Genomic DNA, 18,211 nt, shown 5'->3' on the forward strand with positions numbered 1-18,211 from the left:
ATAGGGATGGCATGTCCTACTTCTCCGAGTTGGCCCTTCAGTTCATCGACGGCGAGTGGCGCGGCGGAAGCGGTTCCTGGGACATCGTCGACTTCAACCCCTACAACGGGGAGAAGCTGGCCTCCATCACCGTGGCGACCGTCGAGGAGGTGGACCTGGCCTACCGGGCGGCCGAGCGCGCGCAGCCGGAGTGGGGCGCCACCAACCCCTATGGCCGGCGGGCGATCTTCGAGCGGGCGCTGCGGATCATCGAGGACCGCGAGAAGGAGCTCACCGAGACGATCATCGCGGAGTGTGGCGGCACCCATGTGAAGGCGGGCTTCGAGCTGCACCTCGCCAAGGAGTTCCTGCGGGAGGCGGTCCATCTGGCGCTGCGGCCCGAGGGCCGCATCCTGCCGTCGCCGGTGGACGGCAAGGAGAACCGCCTCTACCGGCTGCCGGTGGGTGTGGTCGGCGTCATCAGCCCCTTCAACTTCCCCTTCCTGCTGTCGCTGAAGTCGGTCGCCCCCGCGCTGGCCCTCGGCAACGCCGTCGTCCTCAAGCCGCACCAGAACACCCCGGTGTGCGGCGGTGGCCTGGTCGCCAGGATCTTCGAGGAGGCCGGGCTGCCCGCCGGGCTGCTCAATGTCGTGGTCACCGACATAGCGGAGATCGGCGACGCCCTGATCGAGCACCCCATACCGAAGGTGATCTCCTTCACCGGCTCCGACAAGGTCGGCCGGCACGTCGCCACCGTGGCCGCCTCCCACTTCAAGCGCACGGTCCTGGAGCTGGGCGGCAACAGCGCGCTGGTCGTGCTGGACGACGCCGACCTGGACTACGCGGTCGACGCGGCCGTCTTCAGCCGTTTCGTCCACCAGGGGCAGGTCTGCATGGCGGCCAACCGGGTGCTGGTGGACCGGGCGGTGGAGCGGGAGTTCACCGAGAAGTTCGTGGCCAAGGTGGAGACGCTGAAGGTGGGCGACCCGGGCGACCCCACCACCCATATCGGCCCGCTGATCAACGAGGGCCAGGCCGAGGCGATCGCCTCGCTCGTCGAGCAGACGATCGCCGAGGGCGCCACCGCGCTGGTGCGGGGGCGCACCGAGGGCACCCTGATGGGGCCGACCGTGCTCAGCGGGGTCCCGGAGGGCGCGGCGATCCTCGGACAGGAGATCTTCGGCCCGGTGGTGACGCTGATTCCGTTCGACGGCGACGAGGAGGCCGTCCGGATCGCCAACGACACCGACTACGGGCTCAGCGGCGCCGTGCACTCCGGGGACATCGAGCGCGGGGTGCGGTTCGCCCGGCGGATCCACACCGGCATGATCCATGTGAACGACAGCACGGTCCACGACGAGCCGATCGTGCCGTTCGGCGGGGAGAAGCACTCCGGTCTCGGACGGCTCAACGGGGAGTCGATGATCGAGGACTTCACCACCACCAAGTGGATCTCCATCCAGCACGGCCGGAGCCAGTTCCCGTTCTGAGCCGGCACGGAAAAACGCGCGCCGACACGCGGACAGAAGCTGACCGCAAGCCTTCCTAACGTGGGGTTCATCGAAGGGCGCCGGACCCGGGCGCCCTCCAGATGAGAGGCGGCAGCCATGCCCGTGATCGTGAACCCCGAGGCATGTAACGACGAGCGCGGTGCGCTGCTCGCGTACCTGGACGCGCAGCGCGGCGGCATCCGGCGCTCGGTGCACGGCCTGACCGAGGAGCAGGCCCGCAGCACCCCCAGCGCGAGCGCGCTCTCCCTGGCCGGGCTGCTCAAGCACGTGGTCACCGGCGAGCGCGGCTGGCTGCGCGTCCTCCAGGGCAAGGCGCCGGGGAACGCCAAGGACCAGATGGCCGAGTGGGAGCACACCTTCGAGCCCACCGAGGACGAGACGGTGGAGGCGATGCTCGCCCTCTACGACGAGGTGGCGCGCGAGACCGAGGAGGCGGTGCGGGCCCTGCCGTCGCTGGACACGACCTTCGAGGCCCTCCGGCTGCCCTGGGACGAGGGCGGCACCCGCACCTGGCGCTGGGCCGTCCTCCATCTGATCGAGGAGGTCGCCCGGCACGCCGGTCACGCCGACATCATCCGCGAGACGATCGACGGCAAGGGCGCCTTCGACCTGGTCTTCGAGACGGGGGCGATGCCGGAGCCGGACTGGTCGATCCTGGAGGGGTGATCCGCCGGGCCCGGCGACGGCCTAGCCTGGTCACGGCGGGGCCGGGACCAGGATGGAGAAGAGCGGGCGATGTCAGCGATCCGGTTGCTGGTGCTGGGGGCCGTGCGCCAGCACGGGCGGGCGCACGGCTATCAGGTCCGTAACGACCTGGAGTTCTGGGGCGCCCATGAGTGGTCCAACGCCAAACCCGGGTCGATCTACCACGCCCTCAAACAGCTGGCCAAACAGGGCCTGATGCGCGCGCACGACGTGGCGCCGAGCACGGTCGGCGGGCCGCCGCGGACCGAGTACGAGCTGACCGAGGCGGGCGAGGAGGAGTACTTCCGGCTGCTGCGGGACGCGTTGCTGCGCCATGACCAGAAGATCGACGAGCTGACGGCCGGGGTGGGTTTCATCGTCGACCTGCCCCGCGCCGAGGCGATCGCCCTGCTGAAACAGCGGGTGGCGGCGCTGGAGGAGTGGCGGGCCGAGGTGACCCGGCACTGGACGCCGCCGGACGGGACCCCCGAGGAGTGGGGCCATATCGGCGAGATCATGAAGTTCTGGGTGCACTCCGCGGACAGCGGCGCCGAGTGGACCCGTGGGCTGATCGAGCGGCTCGAGGGCGGGGCGTATGTGATGGCGGGGGAGGGGGAGCGGTCGGTGGAGGTGCTGCCGGAGGGGGTCCGCAACCCGTACGCCGCGCCCGACGCGGACTGAGGAAGACCATGCCGGGGGAGGACGGCTGACGGCCGTCGTCCCTATTAATCAAGTTTGACTAGTAGCCGCCGCGGGCAGTACGTTCCGGGCCGCGTAGTCAAACTTGACTACGCGGCGCCGGAGAAGCGCAGAAGGAGAGGGGAAGGCCTTGGCCGACAGCGATCCCGCGATCGTCGTCGAAGGACTACGCAAGACCTACCGGGACAAACGGGCCCTCGCGGGGCTCGATCTGACCGTCCCGCAGGGCACCGTGCACGCCGTGCTCGGCCCCAACGGCGCCGGCAAGACCACCTGCGTACGGATCCTGGCCACCCTGCTGCGCCACGACGGCGGCCGGGCCGAGGTCGCCGGGTACGACGTGCTGCGCGACCCCGACCAGGTGCGCTACCGCATCGGCCTGGTCGGCCAGCACGCCGCGGTGGACGAGGAGCTGAGCGGACGGCAGAACCTGGAGATGTTCGGCCGCCTCTACCACCTGGGCGGCCGGCAGGCGGCCGCCCGCGCGGACGAGCTGCTGGAGCGGTTCGGCCTCGCCGACACCGGCACCAAGGCCGTCGGCCAGTACAGCGGCGGCATGCGGCGCAGGCTGGACCTGGCGGCGAGCCTCGTCATGCGGCCGCGGATCCTCTTCCTGGACGAGCCGACCACCGGGCTCGACCCCCGGGGCCGTACGGAGGTGTGGAGCGCGGTCCGCTCGCTGGTGGGCGGCGGTACGACCGTGCTGCTCACCACCCAGTACCTGGAGGAGGCGGACCAACTCGCCGACCGCGTCTGCGTGATCGATGGCGGGCGGGCCATCGCCGACGGGACCGCCGACGAGCTCAAGGCCCGGCTCGGCGGGGACCGTATCGAGGTGGTGCTGCGCGACGCGGGCCAACTGCCCGCCGCCGCCTCGGTCGTGGGCATGGCGATCCGCGCCGGCGAGGTCGAGACCGACCCCGACCGCCGGCGGCTCGGCGCACGGGTCACCGACCGGGTCGCCGCGCTCACCGAGACCGTACGGGCGCTGGCGGCGGCCGGGATCGAGGCGGAGGACATCGTGCTGCGCCGCCCCACTCTCGATGAGGTCTTTCTGCGTCTCACCGGGCAACCTGCGGACACCGCGAAGGAGGAGACCCCCGTATGACGACCGCGACCCTCGTCGACTCCTGGACCATGACCCGCCGCGGGCTCGCCCACTGGGCCCGGCAGCCCGTCCAGGTGGTCGTCCAGCTGGTCTTCCCGGTGCTGATACTGCTGATGTTCGCCTACTTCCTCGGCGGCGGGATGACCGTCCCGGGCGGCGGTGACTACAAGGACTTCCTGGTGCCGGGCACGCTCGCGCTCACCATGGTGTTCGGCCTCGAAGGGACGATGCTCGCCATCACCCAGGACCTCAACAAGGGCGTCATCGACCGCTTCCGCTCGATGCCGATGGCCCGCTCGGCGGTCCTGGTCGGGCGCAGCGTGCTGGACATGCTCCAGTCGGCGCTCGGCCTGCTCGTCCTGCTCGGGGTCGGTCTGGCGATGGGCTGGCGCTGGCACGGCGGCGTCGGAGACGGGCTCCTCGCCGTCGGGCTGCTGCTGTGGCTGCGGTTCGCGATGCTGTGGCTCGGGATCTTCCTGGGCATGGCCGCCGGGCGCCCGGAGATGGTGCAGGCCGTCCAGATCCTGGTCTGGCCGGTGGGCTTCCTCTCCAATGTCTTCGCCTCGCCCGAGACCATGCCCGGCTGGCTCGGCGCCCTCGCGGTCTGGAACCCGATGTCGGCGACGGCCACCGCGATCCGCGATCTGTTCGGCGGTCCCGGTGGCGGCGGCGAGGGCTGGGCCGCCGGCCATGCCCAACTCCTCGCCGTCTGCTGGCCGCTGGCGCTCATCGCGGTCTTCGCGCCGCTCGCCGTGCGGCGTTACGGGCGGCTCAGCCGCTGACGGCGGCCCGGGGCCGGAGGTCCGGCGGGTCACACCCCCACCGGTCGTAGCCGGTTGCGGATACGGTGCATATCCGGTCGTCGCCGGTTGCGGATACGGTGCATATATGGGGAACGACAGGTCGGGCACGGGGGCGGAGACGGCGAGCGGGCCCGGATACGCCCTGCTGCTCGCCGCCGGCCCGGCCGGCAAACAGCGACTGATGGACGCGGCCGCCGCGCTGCCCCAGCTCGCCGCCGTACCGCCGGCGGCGCTGCTGGGCACGCCCGGCGGCGCCAGCGTCGTCCAACTCGTGGACCCGGCCGACCCGCAGACCGTGCTGACGCATCTGCGCACCGCCGCCGCCCACCCCGGCCCGGTGCTGGTCCATCTCGCGGGCCAGCTCACCCTCGACGCCAAACAGCGGCTGCCGCACCTGGCGTTGGCCCGTACGACGCCGAGGACCGCCCGCTATACGGCGCTCCCTTGGCACTGGCTGGCGGCCGAGCTGGGCCGGCGGCCGCCGGGCAGCACCGTCGTGGTCGCCGATCTGGTGGCCGACGAGACGGCGTGGCCGCCGCTGAGGGCCGCCGGGCCGTCCGGACTCGCCGCCGGACTGACGCTGTACGGCACGGTGGCGCCCGCCCCGCCCAAGCGGGGAGCCCCGCCCAGGCGGGGGATGGCGACGCCGGAGTACAGCCGGGCGTTCGCCGGGCTGCTGCGGGGCGCCGCCGAGCGCCCGCCGCTCGCGCTGCTGCACCAGCGGGCCGCGGTGGAGGCCGGGTTGGGCAGCGGCCCCGAGCTGCTGCTGGGCGGCGCCGGGCCGGATGAGGCGTATCCGGCCGCGGGCGCCGCTCCTGGCCCGGAGGCCGCTCCTGGTCCGGAGGCCGCCGGATGGGCCGGGCGGACCGGACCGGCCGGGGCAGCCAGGTCGGCTGGGGCAGCCGGGTCGGCTGGGGCAGCTGGGGCGGCCGGGGCGGTGGCGGTCACGCCGCCGCGCATGCCGCCGGGCCCTCCCGAATCGTTCCTCCCCGCCGATCCCCGACCGGCGCCACCATCACTGCGCCCGCCCCAGCCGACGCACGCCCCCCTGCCCCCGCCGCCCAGGCGGGCGCCCGTGGTCGATCCGCTCGCCGCCACGCACGCGGCGATCTTCGAGGCGGCCAACTCGGGGCGGCACAGCGAGGCCGCCTCGATGGCGGCCGCCTGGGAGCAGGAGGCCCTCCGGACCGCCGGTCCCCGCTCCGACGAGGCGATCCACTGGCTGGAGGTCCGGGCCGATCTCTCCCGTATCGCCGGGGACCCGGCCCGCGCCTGTGAGCTGTGGCTCGCGGTGGCCGAGGCGCGGCTGGGCAACGGGGAGCCGGTCGGCCATCCCGAGGTCGAGGGGGCCGTGGACCGGGCGCACCACCAGTGGCAGTTCGTCCAGGACCGGGCCAGGGCCGGCGCCCTGGCCCCGCCGCTGTTGGAGCTGCGGAGCAGAGTGCCCGGCCGCAAGCCCGGCGCGCTGGAGGCGGTCCGGCGCCGGGCCGAGCTGCTCCGGGCCCCGGCCCGCACGCGCTGACCGCCGTCGTTCCCAGGACCGGAGACACCGGGCTCAGTGGTGGAACGCCTTGACGACCTTCCCCAGGGGCGCGGGCTGCGACCGCAGATCCGGCAGCAGCGACTCCAGGTCGTTCAGGAAGAGATCGGCGAGGTCCTCCGAGAAGCCGTTGCGGCACACCACCCGCAGCACGGACAGGTCCTCCCGATTGGGCGGGAAGGTGTACGCGGGCACCAGCCAGCCGCGTTCGCGCAGCCGCCGGGAGACGTCGTAGACATCGAAGGTGCCGACCCCCTCCGCCGTGGTGAACGCGAACACCGGCAGCTGATCGCCGCGGCTGAGCATGGCGAAGTCCCCGAACGCCTCGATCCGCTCGGCGAGCGAGCGCGCCACGTCGCGGGTGTTCTGCTGGACGGCGCGGAAGCCCTCCCGGCCCAGGCGGACGAAGGTGTAGTACTGGGCGGCCACCTGGGCGCCGGGGCGGGAGAAGTTGAGCGAGAACGTCGGCATGTCGCCGCCCAGGTAGTCGACGCGGAAGACCAGGTCCTCGGGCAGCGCGTCCGCCGTACGCCACAGCGCCCACCCGACCCCGGGGTAGACCAGGCCGTACTTGTGCCCCGAGGCGTTGATGGAGGCGACCCGCGGCAGCTGGAAGTCCCATACCAGGTCCTGGTCGAGAAACGGCGCGATCATCGCGCCCGAGGCACCGTCGACATGCACCGGGATGTCCAGTCCCGTGCGCTCCTGGAGGTCGTCCAGCGCCCGGCACACCTCGGCGACGGGTTCGTAGGAGCCGTCGAAGGTGGACCCCAGGATCGCCACGACCCCGATGGTGTTCTCGTCGCACAGCTCGGCGGCGGCCTGGGGGTCGAGATGGAACCGGTTGCCCTCCATGGGCACCTGCCGCGCCTCGACCTCCCAGAAGTTGCAGAACTTCTCCCAGCACACCTGGACATTGGTCCCCATGACCAGGTTGGGGCGGGCGGTCGCCGGATAGCTCACCGGGTTCCGCTTGGCCCAGCGCCGTTTGAAGGCCATTCCGGCCAGCATGCACGCCTCGCTCGACCCCGTGGTGGAGCAACCCACGACCGTGTCCGGGTCGGGTGCGTGCCACAAATGGGCGAGCATGGCCACGCACCGCCGCTCCAGTTCGGCGGTGCGCGGGTACTCATCCTTGTCGATCATGTTCTTGTCGCGGCAGTCGGACATCAGCTTGCCCGCCTGCGGCTCCATCCACGTGGTGACGAAGGTGGCGAGGTTCTGGCGGGCGTTGCCGTCCAGCATCAGCTCGTCATGGACGAACTGATACGCGGTCGTGGCCGCCATCGGCCCGTCCGGGAGGCGCCGGCGCGGGGGTTTGCCGGTCATGCCGCTGACCGGGTTGGCCTCGCCGTAGAGCGGATTGATGGAGAATTCGGAGCGTTCTTCCCTCTCGTGTCGGCCACGAGTGCCTTTATGAAGAGCCACCTTCGTTAAATTAGGGGCATATCGGGCGTAAGTCCTGATCCCGCGCCGTGCCCCGCGCCCGTCCTCGCTACCCCGCGCTGCTGAGCGACAGCTTCGCCGCGAAGCCGAGGAACGCCGTGCCCGCGGCCGCCGAGAGTCCCGCCCTCAGCCGCCGGCGCCGCCGGAAGGTGGCCGCCAGATACGTCCCGCTGAAGATCAGCACCGAGAGATAGGTGATGCTGAACAACTGCGCCCAGGCGCCCAGCGCCAGGAAGGACAGCGCGGGATGGGCGTAGTCCGGATCCACGAACTGCACGAAGAAGGAGATGAAGAAGAGGATCGCCTTCGGGTTCAGCAGGCTGATGACCAGCGCCCTGCGGTACGGGCGCTCGCCCTCCGCGGACCCCTTGACCGCGTCCGCCGACTCCGCCGACTCCATGGAGGCATCCGCGGACTCCATGGCCGCGTCCGCGCTCCCCGGCCGGCGGCGCCACAGCGCCCGCGCCCCGCGCAGCATGCCCACCGCCAGCCAGGTCAGATAGCCCGCGCCCGCGAACTTGACCACCGCGAAGAGCACCGGACTGGCGTTCAGCAGCGAGGCCACCCCGCCCGCCGACAGCGCCATCAGCACGGCGTCCCCGCAGAGCACCCCGGCCGCCGCCCGATAGCCGGTACGGGGGCCGCGGCGGGCCGCGACCGACACCACGTACAGCGAATTGGGGCCCGGCAGCAGGATGATCAGCGCCAGACCGGCCAGATAGGTCGAAAGATCGGTTATCCCCAGCACAATCGGCAGGATGACAGCCGCCCGCCGCGCCGCCCAGCGAGTTTCGCCATCCGGACTTGCACCTCACGCGACGTGAGGGCGCACCGTGGAACCCGTACCGAACTGAAGGAGAGCGGACCAGGCCATGAGCTATTCCGTGGGACGGGTCGCGGGCTTCGCCGGCGTCACGGTGCGCACGCTGCACCACTACGACGAGATCGGGCTGCTGCGCCCGGGCGCCCGCAGCGCGGCCGGGCACCGGCGTTACGACGACGCCGACCTCGACCGGCTGCAGCGGATCCTGTTCTACCGGGAGCTCGGCTTTCCGCTCGAAGAGGTGGCGGTGCTGCTCGACGACCCGGATATCGATCCGCGGGCCCACCTGCGGCGTCAGCTCGAGCTGCTGACGGACCGGATCGAGCGGCTGCGGAAGATGGCCGCCGCCGTCGAACAGGCCATGGAGGCACGGAAGATGGGCATCAATTTGACCCCCGAGGAGAAGTTCGAGGTCTTCGGGGACTTCGACCCGGACGAGCACCAGGAGGAGGTCGAGCGGCGCTGGGGCAACACCGAGGCGTACAGGGAGTCCCAGCGCAGGGCGGCCTCGTACACCAAGGAGGACTGGAAGCGGATCCAGGAGGAAGGGGACGAGATCAACAACCGCTTCGTCGCGCTGATGGGCGCGGGCACCCCGCCGGAGTCCGAGGCGGCGATGGAGCTGGCCGAGGAGCACCGGCAGTGGATCTGCCGGAACCACTACGAGTGCGGCCATGAGCTGCACACCTGCCTGGGCCGGATGTACGTCTCCGACCACCGCTTCACGGAGAACATCGACAAGTCCGGGCCGGGGCTGGCCGTCTACCTCCGGGACGCGATCCTCGCCAACGCGGAGCGGCACCGCCAGGGCCTGATCCAAACGACGGGCCCTGGGGCCTAGGGGCATCCCTGGAGGGTGGGGCCGAGGGCGGGCGTCCTCGCGGTGGGAACCAAGGGCAGGCACACGGCGTTGATAGCTTTGGGCGGCACACTGCGGAGAACACTGTCGATGTTCCCCGTGAAATGAGTCCGCCCCGACCCTGCGGCCGGGCCTCGCACGAGCCTGCTTCCCTCGACCCAGGAGCCTTCCACCCGTGAACACCCTCGCGCTCGGCCCTCAGTGGCTGGACCCGGACTATCTGATCGAAACGTTCGGTCTGCTCGGTGTCCTGGCCATCGTTTTCGCGGAGTCCGGTCTGCTCATCGGCTTCTTCCTGCCGGGCGACTCGCTGCTCTTCACCACCGGCCTGCTGGTGACCACCGATGTGATCAAGCAGGAGCTGTGGCTGGTGTGCGTGGCCGTCGCGGTCGCCGCCATCGTCGGTGACCAGGTCGGCTATCTCTTCGGCCGGAAGGTGGGGCCGTCACTGTTCCGGCGCCCCGACTCCAAGCTCTTCAAACAGGAGAACGTGGAGAAGGCGCATGAGTTCTTCGAGAAGCACGGGCCGAAGTCGCTGATCCTGGCCCGCTTCGTGCCCATCGTGCGGACGTTCACGCCGATCATCGCGGGCGTGAGCCGGATGAACTACCGCTCGTTCATCGTCTTCAACATCATCGGCGGCGTGCTGTGGGGCACCGGCGTCACCCTGCTGGGCTCGGCGCTCGGGAAGGTCGACTTCGTCCATCAGCACATCGAGCTGATGCTCATCGCGATCGTGCTGCTGTCGGTCATCCCGATCGTGATCGAGTTCCTCCGGGCCCGCGGCAAGGCGAAGAAGGAGGCCGCCGCGGAGCCGGATCCGCAGGGCCCGGCCTCGGGTGCTCCGAACCAGGGGCCGCGCGGGCGCCACGCCAAGCGCTGACGCCGAGCGCCGGGGCCGGCCGCTGAGCGTCCCGGCACCCCGGTGTTCCCCGGCGTCCCGGCGTTCCCCGCCACCCCGGCGTTCCCCGCCACCCCGGCGTCTCCCGTCCCGCCTGCACCGCGTTCACCTGCATTTACGCCCGTCACACACACCCGCCCCCACTCCCCCTCGGCGGCCACCGCCCCGCACAATGGGCTCCGGTGGCCGCCGATGCTGCATCCTTGGCTGCTGGGAACGTACGGGGAGGGCTGGTGAGGAGCGAGGAGACGTGAGGTCGGACCGTCAGCAGGTGCCGCGCGGTGCGAGCGCGGTGGACACGGACACGGGGGAGAACCAGAAGCCCCAGTCCGACGAGGCGCACAGCGCCTTCACCCCGCCCCTCGGCATACCCATGCCGCCTCCGCCCGAGGACGAGCACCCGACCTCGGAGTTCGCCGTCCCCAACGGGCTGACGGCGGAGACCCCCGTCGAACCCGAGGGCTCGGCCTTCGTGCCGCCCCCCGGGGTGAAGACCCCGCAGAACAACCAGACCACCGGCGGCTTCCCCGCCATCACCCCGCCGAACGGCTTCCCCGTCGTCCGGCTGACCAAGGACGCCCCCTGGCAGGACCGGATGCGCACGATGCTGCGCATGCCGATCAGCGAGCGTCCGACGCCCGAGCGCGTGGAGCAGCAGGACGAGACCGGGCCGGCCGTGCCGCGTGTGCTCGACCTCACCCTCCGCATCGCCGAGCTGCTGCTCGCGGGCGGCGAGGGGGCCGAGGACGTCGAGGCGGCGATGCTCGGCGTGGCGCACGCGTACGGGCTCGACCGCTGCGAGCCGACCGTCACCTTCACCCTGCTGTCGGTCAGCTACCAGCCCTCGCTGGTGGACGACCCGGTCACCGCCAGCCGGACCGTGCGGCGCCGGGGCACCGACTACACCCGGCTGTCGGCGGTCTTCCGGCTGGTGGACGACATCACCTCGCAGGACGACTTCACCCTGGAGGAGGCGTACCGGCGGCTCGCCGAGATACGCCGTAACCGTCACCCCTACCCCGGCTGGGCGCTCACCGTGGCCGGCGGAGGGCTGGCCGGCGCGGCGAGCATGCTGGTCGGCGGTGACTGGCCGGTCTTCTTCGCGGCGGCCATCGGCGCGATGCTCGGCGACCGGCTGGCGTGGCTGGCCTCGGGGCGCGGGCTTCCGGAGTTCTACCAGTTCGTGGCCGCGGCGATGCCGCCGGCCGCGATGGGCGTGGCCCTCAGCCTCCTGAACTCCGGACTCCAGGCGTCCGCCGTGATCACCGGTGGGCTGTTCGCGCTGATCCCGGGGCGGGCGCTGGTCGCGGGCGTCCAGGACGGGCTGACCGGCTACTACATCACCGCGGCGGCCCGCCTCCTTGAGGTGGGCTATCTGATCGTGGGCATCGTGTGCGGGGTGCTCACGGTGCTGTACGGGGGCGTCCAGCTCGACGCCAAGCTGAACCCGGAGGCGGCGCTGCGCCATGTGGAGCGGCCGGTGATCCAGATCCTGGCGGCGATGCTGCTCGCGCTGACCTTCTGCATCCTGCTCCAGCAGGAACGTCACACCGTGCTGTTCGCCACGCTCAACGGCGGGGTCGCCTGGGTGGTCTACGCCGCGCTGGCCGATACCGCCGACGTCCCGCCGGTGGCCGCCACGACCGTGGCGGCGGGGCTGGTCGGCCTCTTCGGCCAGTTGCTCTCGCGCTATCGGTACGCCTCGGCGCTGCCGTACGTCACGGCGGCGATAGGGCCGCTGCTGCCCGGTAGCGCGACCTACTTCGGCCTGCTCGCCCTGGCCCAGGGCAACCTGGACCGCGGCATTCCGTTCCTCACCCAGGCGGCGGCGCTGGCCCTGGCGATCGCCATAGGGGTGAACCTGGGAGGCGAGGCCGCGCGCCTCTTCCTGAAGACACCCGGCGCCACCGCCGACCCCTCCGACCGCCGCGCCGCCAAGCGCACGAGGGGCTTCTGACCGGGGCCGTGCTCGCCGGGTCCGTATTCGCCCGGGGTCCGTGCTCGCCGGGTCCGTGTTCGCCCGGGGTCCGTGCTCGCCCGGGCCTCCGCCCGCCGGGGGTCGTGCCCGCCGGAGCCGCGCCCGCCTGGGCCTCCGCCTGTCCGGGGCCGTGCTCGCCTGGGCCTCCGCTCGCCCGGGGTCCGTGCTCGCCGGGTCCGTGTTCGCCCGGGCCTCCGCCCGCCCGGGGCCGTGCTCGCCGGGGCCGTGCTCGCCCGGGGCTGCCGCCGTTCGGGGCCCGGAAACGCTGGAGGGCGGGACACCTCCAGGGTGTCCCGCCCTCCCTCGCGTGCTCAGGGCTCAGTGGCCGCCGGCGGCCTCGAGGCGCTTGATGGACGCCTCCACCTCGGCCTCGGCCTCGGCGCGGCCCACCCAGTTGGCCCCTTCGACCGACTTGCCCGGCTCGAGGTCCTTGTAGACCTCGAAGAAGTGCTGGATTTCCAGGCGATCGAACTCCGAAACGTGGTGAATATCACGCAGATGCTCCACCCGGGGGTCCGAGGCCGGTACGCAAAGCAGCTTGTCATCGCCACCCGCCTCGTCCGTCATCCTGAACATGCCGATGGCGCGGCACTTGATCAGGCAGCCGGGAAACGTCGGCTCGTCGAGAATGACCAGTGCGTCCAGCGGATCGCCGTCCTCGCCGAGGGTGTTCTCGACGAAGCCGTAGTCCGCGGGGTAGCTGGTCGACGTGAAGAGTCGCCGGTCAAGACGGATGCGACCCGTCTCGTGGTCCACCTCGTACTTGTTCCGCGAACCCTTCGGGATCTCGATGGTGACGTCGAACTCCACGGGTGGCTCCTCCATGATCAACACATACGTCTGGTGATTAAGTGTCCCCCACGCAGGTGTGTGGTGGCGAAAGGGGCTGGTCGGTCGTGCCTGAAGCCCGATCGTGGCAGGTCAGGGAGTGGCTGAGTCACCGGCTGAGCCGTGGGCGACGCGAATTCGACCGCGTGCGCGGTCGCGGGCTGCGCGAATGGGACCGCGTGCGCGCCCGTATCCGGCGCGAATGGGGGCGCACACCCCGGGAGCGGCAGCGGACCTGGCAGCTGGTGACGGTCTCCGCCGCGACCGGTCTGGTGGTCGCCGTGGTGTCCGTGCTCGTGGCCGGGCCCTGGGACGGCGGACAGCGGACGGCCGAACGCGCCCGCGCCGCCGAGGACCGGGCCCCGGGCGGCGGGCGGGACGGCGGTCCGGGGCGGCCCGCGCCCAGCGCCTCGCCCGTGCTGGCCGCGCTCGGCGCGCGCCCCGCGCCCACGTCGCCGGACAGCGGTGGGGACGCCGTGCCACCGCCCACCGGGGCGGGGCTCGCCGACACGCTGGAACCGCTGCTGGAGGATCCCGCGTTGGGCGATGAGCGCTCGGTGGCGGTGATGGACGTGACCACCGGTCAGCAGGTGTTCGGCAGCAAGGCGGGCACGGCCACGGTCCCCGCCTCGACGATCAAGCTGGCGACCGGTGCCGCGGCCCTCTCCGCCCTCGGCCCGGACCACCGCATCAGGACCAGCGTCGTGGCGGGCGCGGGCAAGCGCGACATCGTGCTGGTCGGCGGCGGCGACCCCACGCTCACCGCGCGGGCCGTCAAGGGGGACGACCACCCCGCCGCACTGCGCCAGTTGGCCGATGACACGGCCCGCGCGCTCAAGAAGGCCGGCACGGGCCCGTACCGGCTCGGCTACGACACCTCGCTCTACTCCGGGCCGAAGCTCCACCCGATCGGCCCCAACGAGAACCTCTCGCCCGTCGTCCCCCTGATGGCCGACGAGGGCCGTAAGGACGACAGCGACCACGGCCCGGCCCCGCGCGCCGAGGACCCGGCCGCCGACGCGGCCGGCACCTTCGCGTCGATGCTGCGCGACCGCGGTGTCGAGGTGACGGGCGAGCCCCGTTCGCGTACGGCCGCCAAGGGCGCCCGTACGGTGGCCTCCGTCCGCTCCCAGCCGCTGTCCTCGCTCGTCGAGCGGATGCTGACCACCAGCGACAACGACATCGCGGAGGCCCTGTCCCGGCAGACCGCCCTCGCGGCCGGCAGCCCCGCCAGCTTCGCGGGCGGGGCGAAGGCCGTGACCCAGCGGCTGCGCAAGCTCGGGCTGCCGCTGGACGGTGCCCGGATCGCCGACGGCAGCGGGCTCGACCGCGCCGACCATGTGTCCGCCGGGCTGCTCTCCCAGGTGCTGGTGCGCGCCGCCGACCGCGACCACCCCCAACTGCGGTCGCTGCTCACCGGGCTGCCGGTGGCCGGGTTCAGCGGCACCCTGCGCACCCGCTACGCCCAGGACGCGGTCGGCCGGGGCGTGGTCCGCGCCAAGACCGGCACCCTCACCGGGGTCAACAGCCTCGCGGGCTCGGTCGTGGACGCGGACGGCCGGCTGCTGGTCTTCGCGTTCATGACCAACGGCACCACCGACGCCGACGGCGCCCAGCGCGCCCTGGACCGGATGGCCTCGGCCCTCGCCAACTGCGGCTGCCGCTGAGCGCGAGGGCGGCCCGGACGCGCGGCGGCCACGCCACGGTGGCCGCCGTAAGGCCACGAGGGTGACGCGGGAGCGGGGCGGCCGCCTGTGCGGACCTCGGTGTCCTCCCGGATGGGGCGCGGGCCACGTACCGTGAAGCCATGACGAGCATCGGTGGTGTGGAGATGGTCGACTGGAACCTCGCGGTCGCGACCGCGACCCGGCTGGTGCGCCCCGGGCCCGAGGTGAGTCGCGACGAGGCGCGTGCCGTCGTCGCGGAGCTGCGGCGGCACGCCAAGTCCTCGGAGGAGCACGTCCGCGCGTTCACCCGGATGGCCGTCTCCGGCGGCCCGGCCTCGGACACCCCCGTGCTCGTCGTCGACCGCGCGGGCTGGATCAAGGCCAATGTGGCGGGCTTCCGGCAGATCCTCAAACCGCTGCTCGGCAAGATGCAGGACCGGCGCGGCGGACTGCCCGGCGGGGCGGTGCTGGGCGCGGTCGGCGGCAAGGTGACCGGCGTCGAGCTGGGGATGCTGCTGTCCTTCCTGGCCTCCCGGGTGCTCGGCCAGTACGAGACCTTCGCGCCCGCGACCCGCGAGCTGCCCGGCTCCCCGGGCGGCGGCCGGCTGCTGCTGGTGGCGCCCAACATCGTCCATGTGGAGCGCGAACTCGACGTGGCCCCGCACGACTTCCGGCTGTGGGTCTCGCTGCACGAGGAGACCCACCGCACCCAGTTCACCGCCGTGCCGTGGCTGCGCGACCACATCGAGTCCGAGATCCAGGCGTTCCTCGGCGAGACCGACGTGGACCCGGCCACCCTGCTGGAGCGGGTCCGCGAGGCCTTCCAGTCGCTGAGCGGCGGCGGCCGTCCCGGTGACGAGCGGGACGAGCCGGACGGGGGCGGCGCGCCCAGCATCATCGAGCTGGTCCAGACCCCGGCCCAGCGGGAGATCCTGGCCCGGCTGACCGCGGCGATGTCGCTGCTGGAGGGCCACGCCGACTACGTCATGGACGGGGTGGGACCGGAGGTCGTGCCGTCCGTCGCGGAGATCCGGGAGAAGTTCCAGAAGCGCCGGGCCAGCGGCGCGGGCCGGCTCGACCAGGCGCTGCGCAAGCTGCTGGGGCTCGACGCCAAGCTGCGGCAGTACCGTGACGGTGAGCGATTCGTCCGGGCCGTGGTGAACGAGGTCGGCATGGAGGGCTTCAACCGCGTCTGGACCTCGCCCAATACCCTCCCGACCAAGGCGGAGATCAGCAAACCCGCCGAGTGGGTCGCGCGGGTGCACCGTAAGGCGGAGTCCTAGAACCGGCACACTCCCGGCACACGCGGAAACGGACGAACGCCCCCTTTAATCACTCGTCCGAGGGACCGTTGGCGACGGGTAGGCGTGCGATGCTCGGGGAACAGCTCGCTTCTGTCACCATCTACATACGCAGCGTGACGAAACGCCGCGTGACTCCTCGCACCCCCCGAGGCACCCCCTCGAATGACAGATGGGAAACGGACATGGGTCCCCATCCAGCGGTCGCCGCGATACGCCTCGCGGTCCGCCGCGTCCTCCACGACGTCCTCGTCGCCCACTCGGCCGCGTCCTCCTGCTCGCCCTCCGCCGCCTCTTCGCCCTCGACGCGTTCGGCCCCCGCCCCCCGCGGCTCCGCCCCGCGCGACGACGCGCCCCTCGTGCTCGCCGCCTGCTCCGGCGGTGCCGACTCCATGGCGCTCGCCTCCGCCCTGGCCTTCGAGGCCCCACGGGCCGGCCTGCGCGCCGGCGGGGTCACCGTCGACCACGGCCTGCAGCAGGGCTCCGACGTCCGCGCCGCCGAGGTCGCCGACCGGATGCGGGCGCTGGGCCTGGCGCCGGTCGAGGCGATCGCCGTGTCCGTCGGCCGCGGTGGCGGCCCCGAGGCCGCCGCCCGGGACGCCCGCTACGCCGCGCTGGACGCCGCCGCCGAGCGCCACGGCGCCACCGCCGTGCTGCTCGGCCACACCCGTGACGACCAGGCCGAGACGGTTCTGCTGGGCCTCGCCCGCGGCTCCGGCACCCGCTCGCTGTCCGGGATGGCCTGGGTCTCCGGGGCCGACGGCCGCTACCGCCGCCCCTTCCTCCAGCTGGACCGGCACACGGTCCGCGAGGCGTGCCTGGCCCAGTCGCTGCCCGTCTGGGACGACCCGCACAACGCGGACCCCTCCTACACCCGCTCCCGGGTCCGCCACGAGGCGCTGCCCATCCTGGAGAAGGCGCTGGGCAAGGGCGTCGTCGAGGCGCTCGCCCGCACCGCCCAGCTCTCCCGTGACGACGCCGACGCACTCGACGCCTGGGCCGCCCGCGCCGAGGCCGATGTGATGACCACCGCACCGGCGGCGGCCGGTGGTGCGCAGGCCGTGCATCTCGACACCGTCGGCCTGCACGGACTGCCCACCGCCGTCCGCCGCCGGGTACTGCGCCGCGCCGCCATCGCCGCGGGCGCGCCGGCCGGTTCGCTCTTCGCCCGCCACATCGAAGAGGTGGACCGGCTGATCACCGGCTGGCGGGGGCAGCGGGCCATCAACCTCCCCGGCCGCGTCGAGGTCCGCCGTGAGGGTGGCAGACTGGTCATCCGGCAGGGCTGATCCGCCCGAGCCAGATGAGCCGGTACGTCGAACGAGAGTGGCGCGGGTGGACGACAAGGACATGGGTACCGACCTGAAGTCGGTCCTCATCACCGAGGATGAGATCAACGCGAAGCTGGCCGAGCTGGCGGCCGCCATCGACGAGGAGTACGCGGGCAAGGATCTGCTGATCGTCGGCGTGCTCAAGGGCGCGGTCATGGTGATGGCGGATCTGGCACGTGCCCTGTCCACGCCGGTCACCATGGACTGGATGGCCGTGTCGTCCTACGGCGCGGGCACCCAGTCCTCCGGGGTGGTGCGTATCCTGAAGGACTTGGACACCGACATCAAGGGCAAACACGTCCTGATCGTCGAGGACATCATCGACTCCGGACTGACGCTGTCGTGGCTGCTGTCGAACCTGGGCTCGCGTGAGCCGGCCTCGCTGAACGTCTGCACCCTGCTGCGCAAGCCGGAGGCGGCCAAGGTCGCCATCAAGGTGAAGTGGGTCGGCTTCGACATCCCCAATGAGTTCGTCGTCGGCTACGGCCTGGACTACGCCGAGAAGTACCGGAACCTGCGGTTCGTCGGCACCCTGGCCCCCCACGTCTACGGCGGCTGACGGCGCCGCGGGCCCCTGGGAACCTGGCGGGGTTTTCCGCCGTTGGAGCAGGGGAAGGCGGTTTTGTTAACAGTCCACGGCGGCGTCGGGTGACAATGCTGGGGTACCGTCCGAAGGTCAGTCTTTTTCGAGACTGAGGATTACACAGCTCATACACCGCAAATACACCGCACGCACGGGCGGCCCCTCCAGGG

The 18,211-nt window shown here is 72.1% G+C and carries 16 protein-coding genes; 13 read left to right on the forward strand and 3 right to left on the reverse strand.

Annotated elements, in window-relative coordinates:
* Positions 1 to 11 precede the first annotated feature (11 nt).
* The 6 genes from J8403_RS23540 to J8403_RS23565 all read left to right on the forward strand — a co-directional run bounded on the left by J8403_RS23540 (position 12) and on the right by J8403_RS23565 (position 6,306).
* On the forward strand, positions 12 to 1,469 hold the full coding sequence (locus J8403_RS23540; RefSeq protein WP_211124887.1) for an aldehyde dehydrogenase family protein: 1,458 nt from the start codon (positions 12 to 14) through the stop codon (positions 1,467 to 1,469).
* A 117-nt stretch (positions 1,470 to 1,586) separates the two neighbouring features.
* Positions 1,587 to 2,156 carry a DinB family protein gene (locus tag J8403_RS23545; RefSeq protein WP_211124888.1) on the forward strand — a complete coding sequence of 190 codons (570 nt, stop codon included), beginning with the start codon at positions 1,587 to 1,589 and terminating at the stop codon, positions 2,154 to 2,156.
* Between the two features lie 69 nt (positions 2,157 to 2,225).
* On the forward strand, positions 2,226 to 2,855 hold the full coding sequence (locus tag J8403_RS23550) for a PadR family transcriptional regulator (RefSeq protein WP_211124889.1): 630 nt from the start codon (positions 2,226 to 2,228) through the stop codon (positions 2,853 to 2,855).
* A 148-nt stretch (positions 2,856 to 3,003) separates the two neighbouring features.
* Positions 3,004 to 3,981 (forward strand): ATP-binding cassette domain-containing protein, encoded by a 978-nt coding sequence (locus J8403_RS23555; protein WP_211124890.1) that lies wholly within the window; start codon positions 3,004 to 3,006, stop codon positions 3,979 to 3,981.
* Positions 3,978 to 4,763, forward strand: a complete 786-nt coding sequence (locus J8403_RS23560) for an ABC transporter permease (protein WP_211124891.1) — start codon at positions 3,978 to 3,980, stop codon at positions 4,761 to 4,763. The genes J8403_RS23555 and J8403_RS23560 overlap by 4 nt, the downstream gene beginning before the upstream one ends.
* Positions 4,764 to 4,869: 106 nt before the next feature.
* Positions 4,870 to 6,306 (forward strand): hypothetical protein, encoded by a 1,437-nt coding sequence (locus J8403_RS23565; RefSeq protein WP_211124892.1) that lies wholly within the window; start codon positions 4,870 to 4,872, stop codon positions 6,304 to 6,306.
* A 33-nt stretch (positions 6,307 to 6,339) separates the two neighbouring features.
* Here the strand turns inward: J8403_RS23565 and gad are convergent, their stop codons facing one another.
* Positions 6,340 to 7,752, reverse strand: a complete 1,413-nt coding sequence (gene gad, locus J8403_RS23570) for a glutamate decarboxylase (protein WP_211124893.1) — start codon at positions 7,750 to 7,752, stop codon at positions 6,340 to 6,342.
* A gap of 67 nt (positions 7,753 to 7,819) precedes the next feature.
* The gene (gene leuE, locus J8403_RS23575) at positions 7,820 to 8,518 is read right to left on the reverse strand and encodes a leucine efflux protein LeuE (protein ID WP_211124894.1); all 699 of its coding nucleotides are present in this window, start codon (positions 8,516 to 8,518) and stop codon (positions 7,820 to 7,822) included.
* A gap of 124 nt (positions 8,519 to 8,642) precedes the next feature.
* On the opposite strand from leuE, the gene J8403_RS23580 reads away from it, so the two are divergent.
* From J8403_RS23580 to J8403_RS23590, 3 genes are all read left to right on the forward strand, one after another.
* Positions 8,643 to 9,434, forward strand: a complete 792-nt coding sequence (locus J8403_RS23580) for a MerR family transcriptional regulator (RefSeq protein ID WP_211124895.1) — start codon at positions 8,643 to 8,645, stop codon at positions 9,432 to 9,434.
* Positions 9,435 to 9,627: 193 nt separating this feature from the next.
* A complete protein-coding gene (locus J8403_RS23585; protein WP_211124896.1) occupies positions 9,628 to 10,335 on the forward strand; it encodes a DedA family protein in 708 nt (235 codons plus the stop codon).
* A 268-nt stretch (positions 10,336 to 10,603) separates the two neighbouring features.
* On the forward strand, positions 10,604 to 12,310 hold the full coding sequence (locus J8403_RS23590; RefSeq protein ID WP_211124897.1) for a threonine/serine exporter family protein: 1,707 nt from the start codon (positions 10,604 to 10,606) through the stop codon (positions 12,308 to 12,310).
* 339 nt (positions 12,311 to 12,649) lie between these two features.
* Here J8403_RS23590 and J8403_RS23595 read toward each other — a convergent pair whose 3' ends face one another.
* A complete protein-coding gene (locus J8403_RS23595) occupies positions 12,650 to 13,141 on the reverse strand; it encodes an inorganic diphosphatase (protein WP_014061662.1) in 492 nt (163 codons plus the stop codon).
* Between the two features lie 86 nt (positions 13,142 to 13,227).
* On the opposite strand from J8403_RS23595, the gene dacB reads away from it, so the two are divergent.
* From dacB to hpt, 4 genes are all read left to right on the forward strand, one after another.
* A complete protein-coding gene (gene dacB, locus J8403_RS23600) occupies positions 13,228 to 14,826 on the forward strand; it encodes a D-alanyl-D-alanine carboxypeptidase/D-alanyl-D-alanine endopeptidase (RefSeq protein ID WP_211124898.1) in 1,599 nt (532 codons plus the stop codon).
* A gap of 140 nt (positions 14,827 to 14,966) precedes the next feature.
* Positions 14,967 to 16,109 (forward strand): zinc-dependent metalloprotease, encoded by a 1,143-nt coding sequence (locus J8403_RS23605; protein ID WP_211124899.1) that lies wholly within the window; start codon positions 14,967 to 14,969, stop codon positions 16,107 to 16,109.
* A gap of 203 nt (positions 16,110 to 16,312) precedes the next feature.
* Positions 16,313 to 17,416, forward strand: coding sequence for a tRNA lysidine(34) synthetase TilS (gene tilS / locus J8403_RS23610; RefSeq protein WP_211124900.1), 1,104 nt, complete (start codon positions 16,313 to 16,315; stop codon positions 17,414 to 17,416).
* Between the two features lie 61 nt (positions 17,417 to 17,477).
* A complete protein-coding gene (gene hpt, locus J8403_RS23615) occupies positions 17,478 to 18,017 on the forward strand; it encodes a hypoxanthine phosphoribosyltransferase (RefSeq protein WP_211128393.1) in 540 nt (179 codons plus the stop codon).
* Positions 18,018 to 18,211 lie beyond the last annotated feature (194 nt).

Origin of the sequence: Streptomyces yatensis (assembly GCF_018069625.1) — a bacterium.
GTDB classification, from domain to species: Bacteria; Actinomycetota; Actinomycetes; order Streptomycetales; family Streptomycetaceae; genus Streptomyces; species Streptomyces yatensis.

Excerpts from the sequence above, each read along its gene's own strand:
- J8403_RS23540 (WP_211124887.1), top strand. The coding sequence starts at position 12 with ATGTCCTACTTCTCCGAGTTGGCCCTTCAGTTCATCGACGGCGAGTGG.
- J8403_RS23545 (WP_211124888.1), top strand. The coding sequence starts at position 1,587 with ATGCCCGTGATCGTGAACCCCGAGGCATGTAACGACGAGCGCGGTGCG.
- J8403_RS23550 (WP_211124889.1), top strand. The coding sequence starts at position 2,226 with ATGTCAGCGATCCGGTTGCTGGTGCTGGGGGCCGTGCGCCAGCACGGG.
- J8403_RS23560 (WP_211124891.1), top strand. The coding sequence starts at position 3,978 with ATGACGACCGCGACCCTCGTCGACTCCTGGACCATGACCCGCCGCGGG.
- J8403_RS23565 (WP_211124892.1), top strand. The coding sequence starts at position 4,870 with ATGGGGAACGACAGGTCGGGCACGGGGGCGGAGACGGCGAGCGGGCCC.
- J8403_RS23580 (WP_211124895.1), top strand. The coding sequence starts at position 8,643 with ATGAGCTATTCCGTGGGACGGGTCGCGGGCTTCGCCGGCGTCACGGTG.
- J8403_RS23605 (WP_211124899.1), top strand. The coding sequence starts at position 14,967 with ATGACGAGCATCGGTGGTGTGGAGATGGTCGACTGGAACCTCGCGGTC.
- tilS (WP_211124900.1), top strand. The coding sequence starts at position 16,313 with ATGGGTCCCCATCCAGCGGTCGCCGCGATACGCCTCGCGGTCCGCCGC.
- hpt (WP_211128393.1), top strand. The coding sequence starts at position 17,478 with ATGGGTACCGACCTGAAGTCGGTCCTCATCACCGAGGATGAGATCAAC.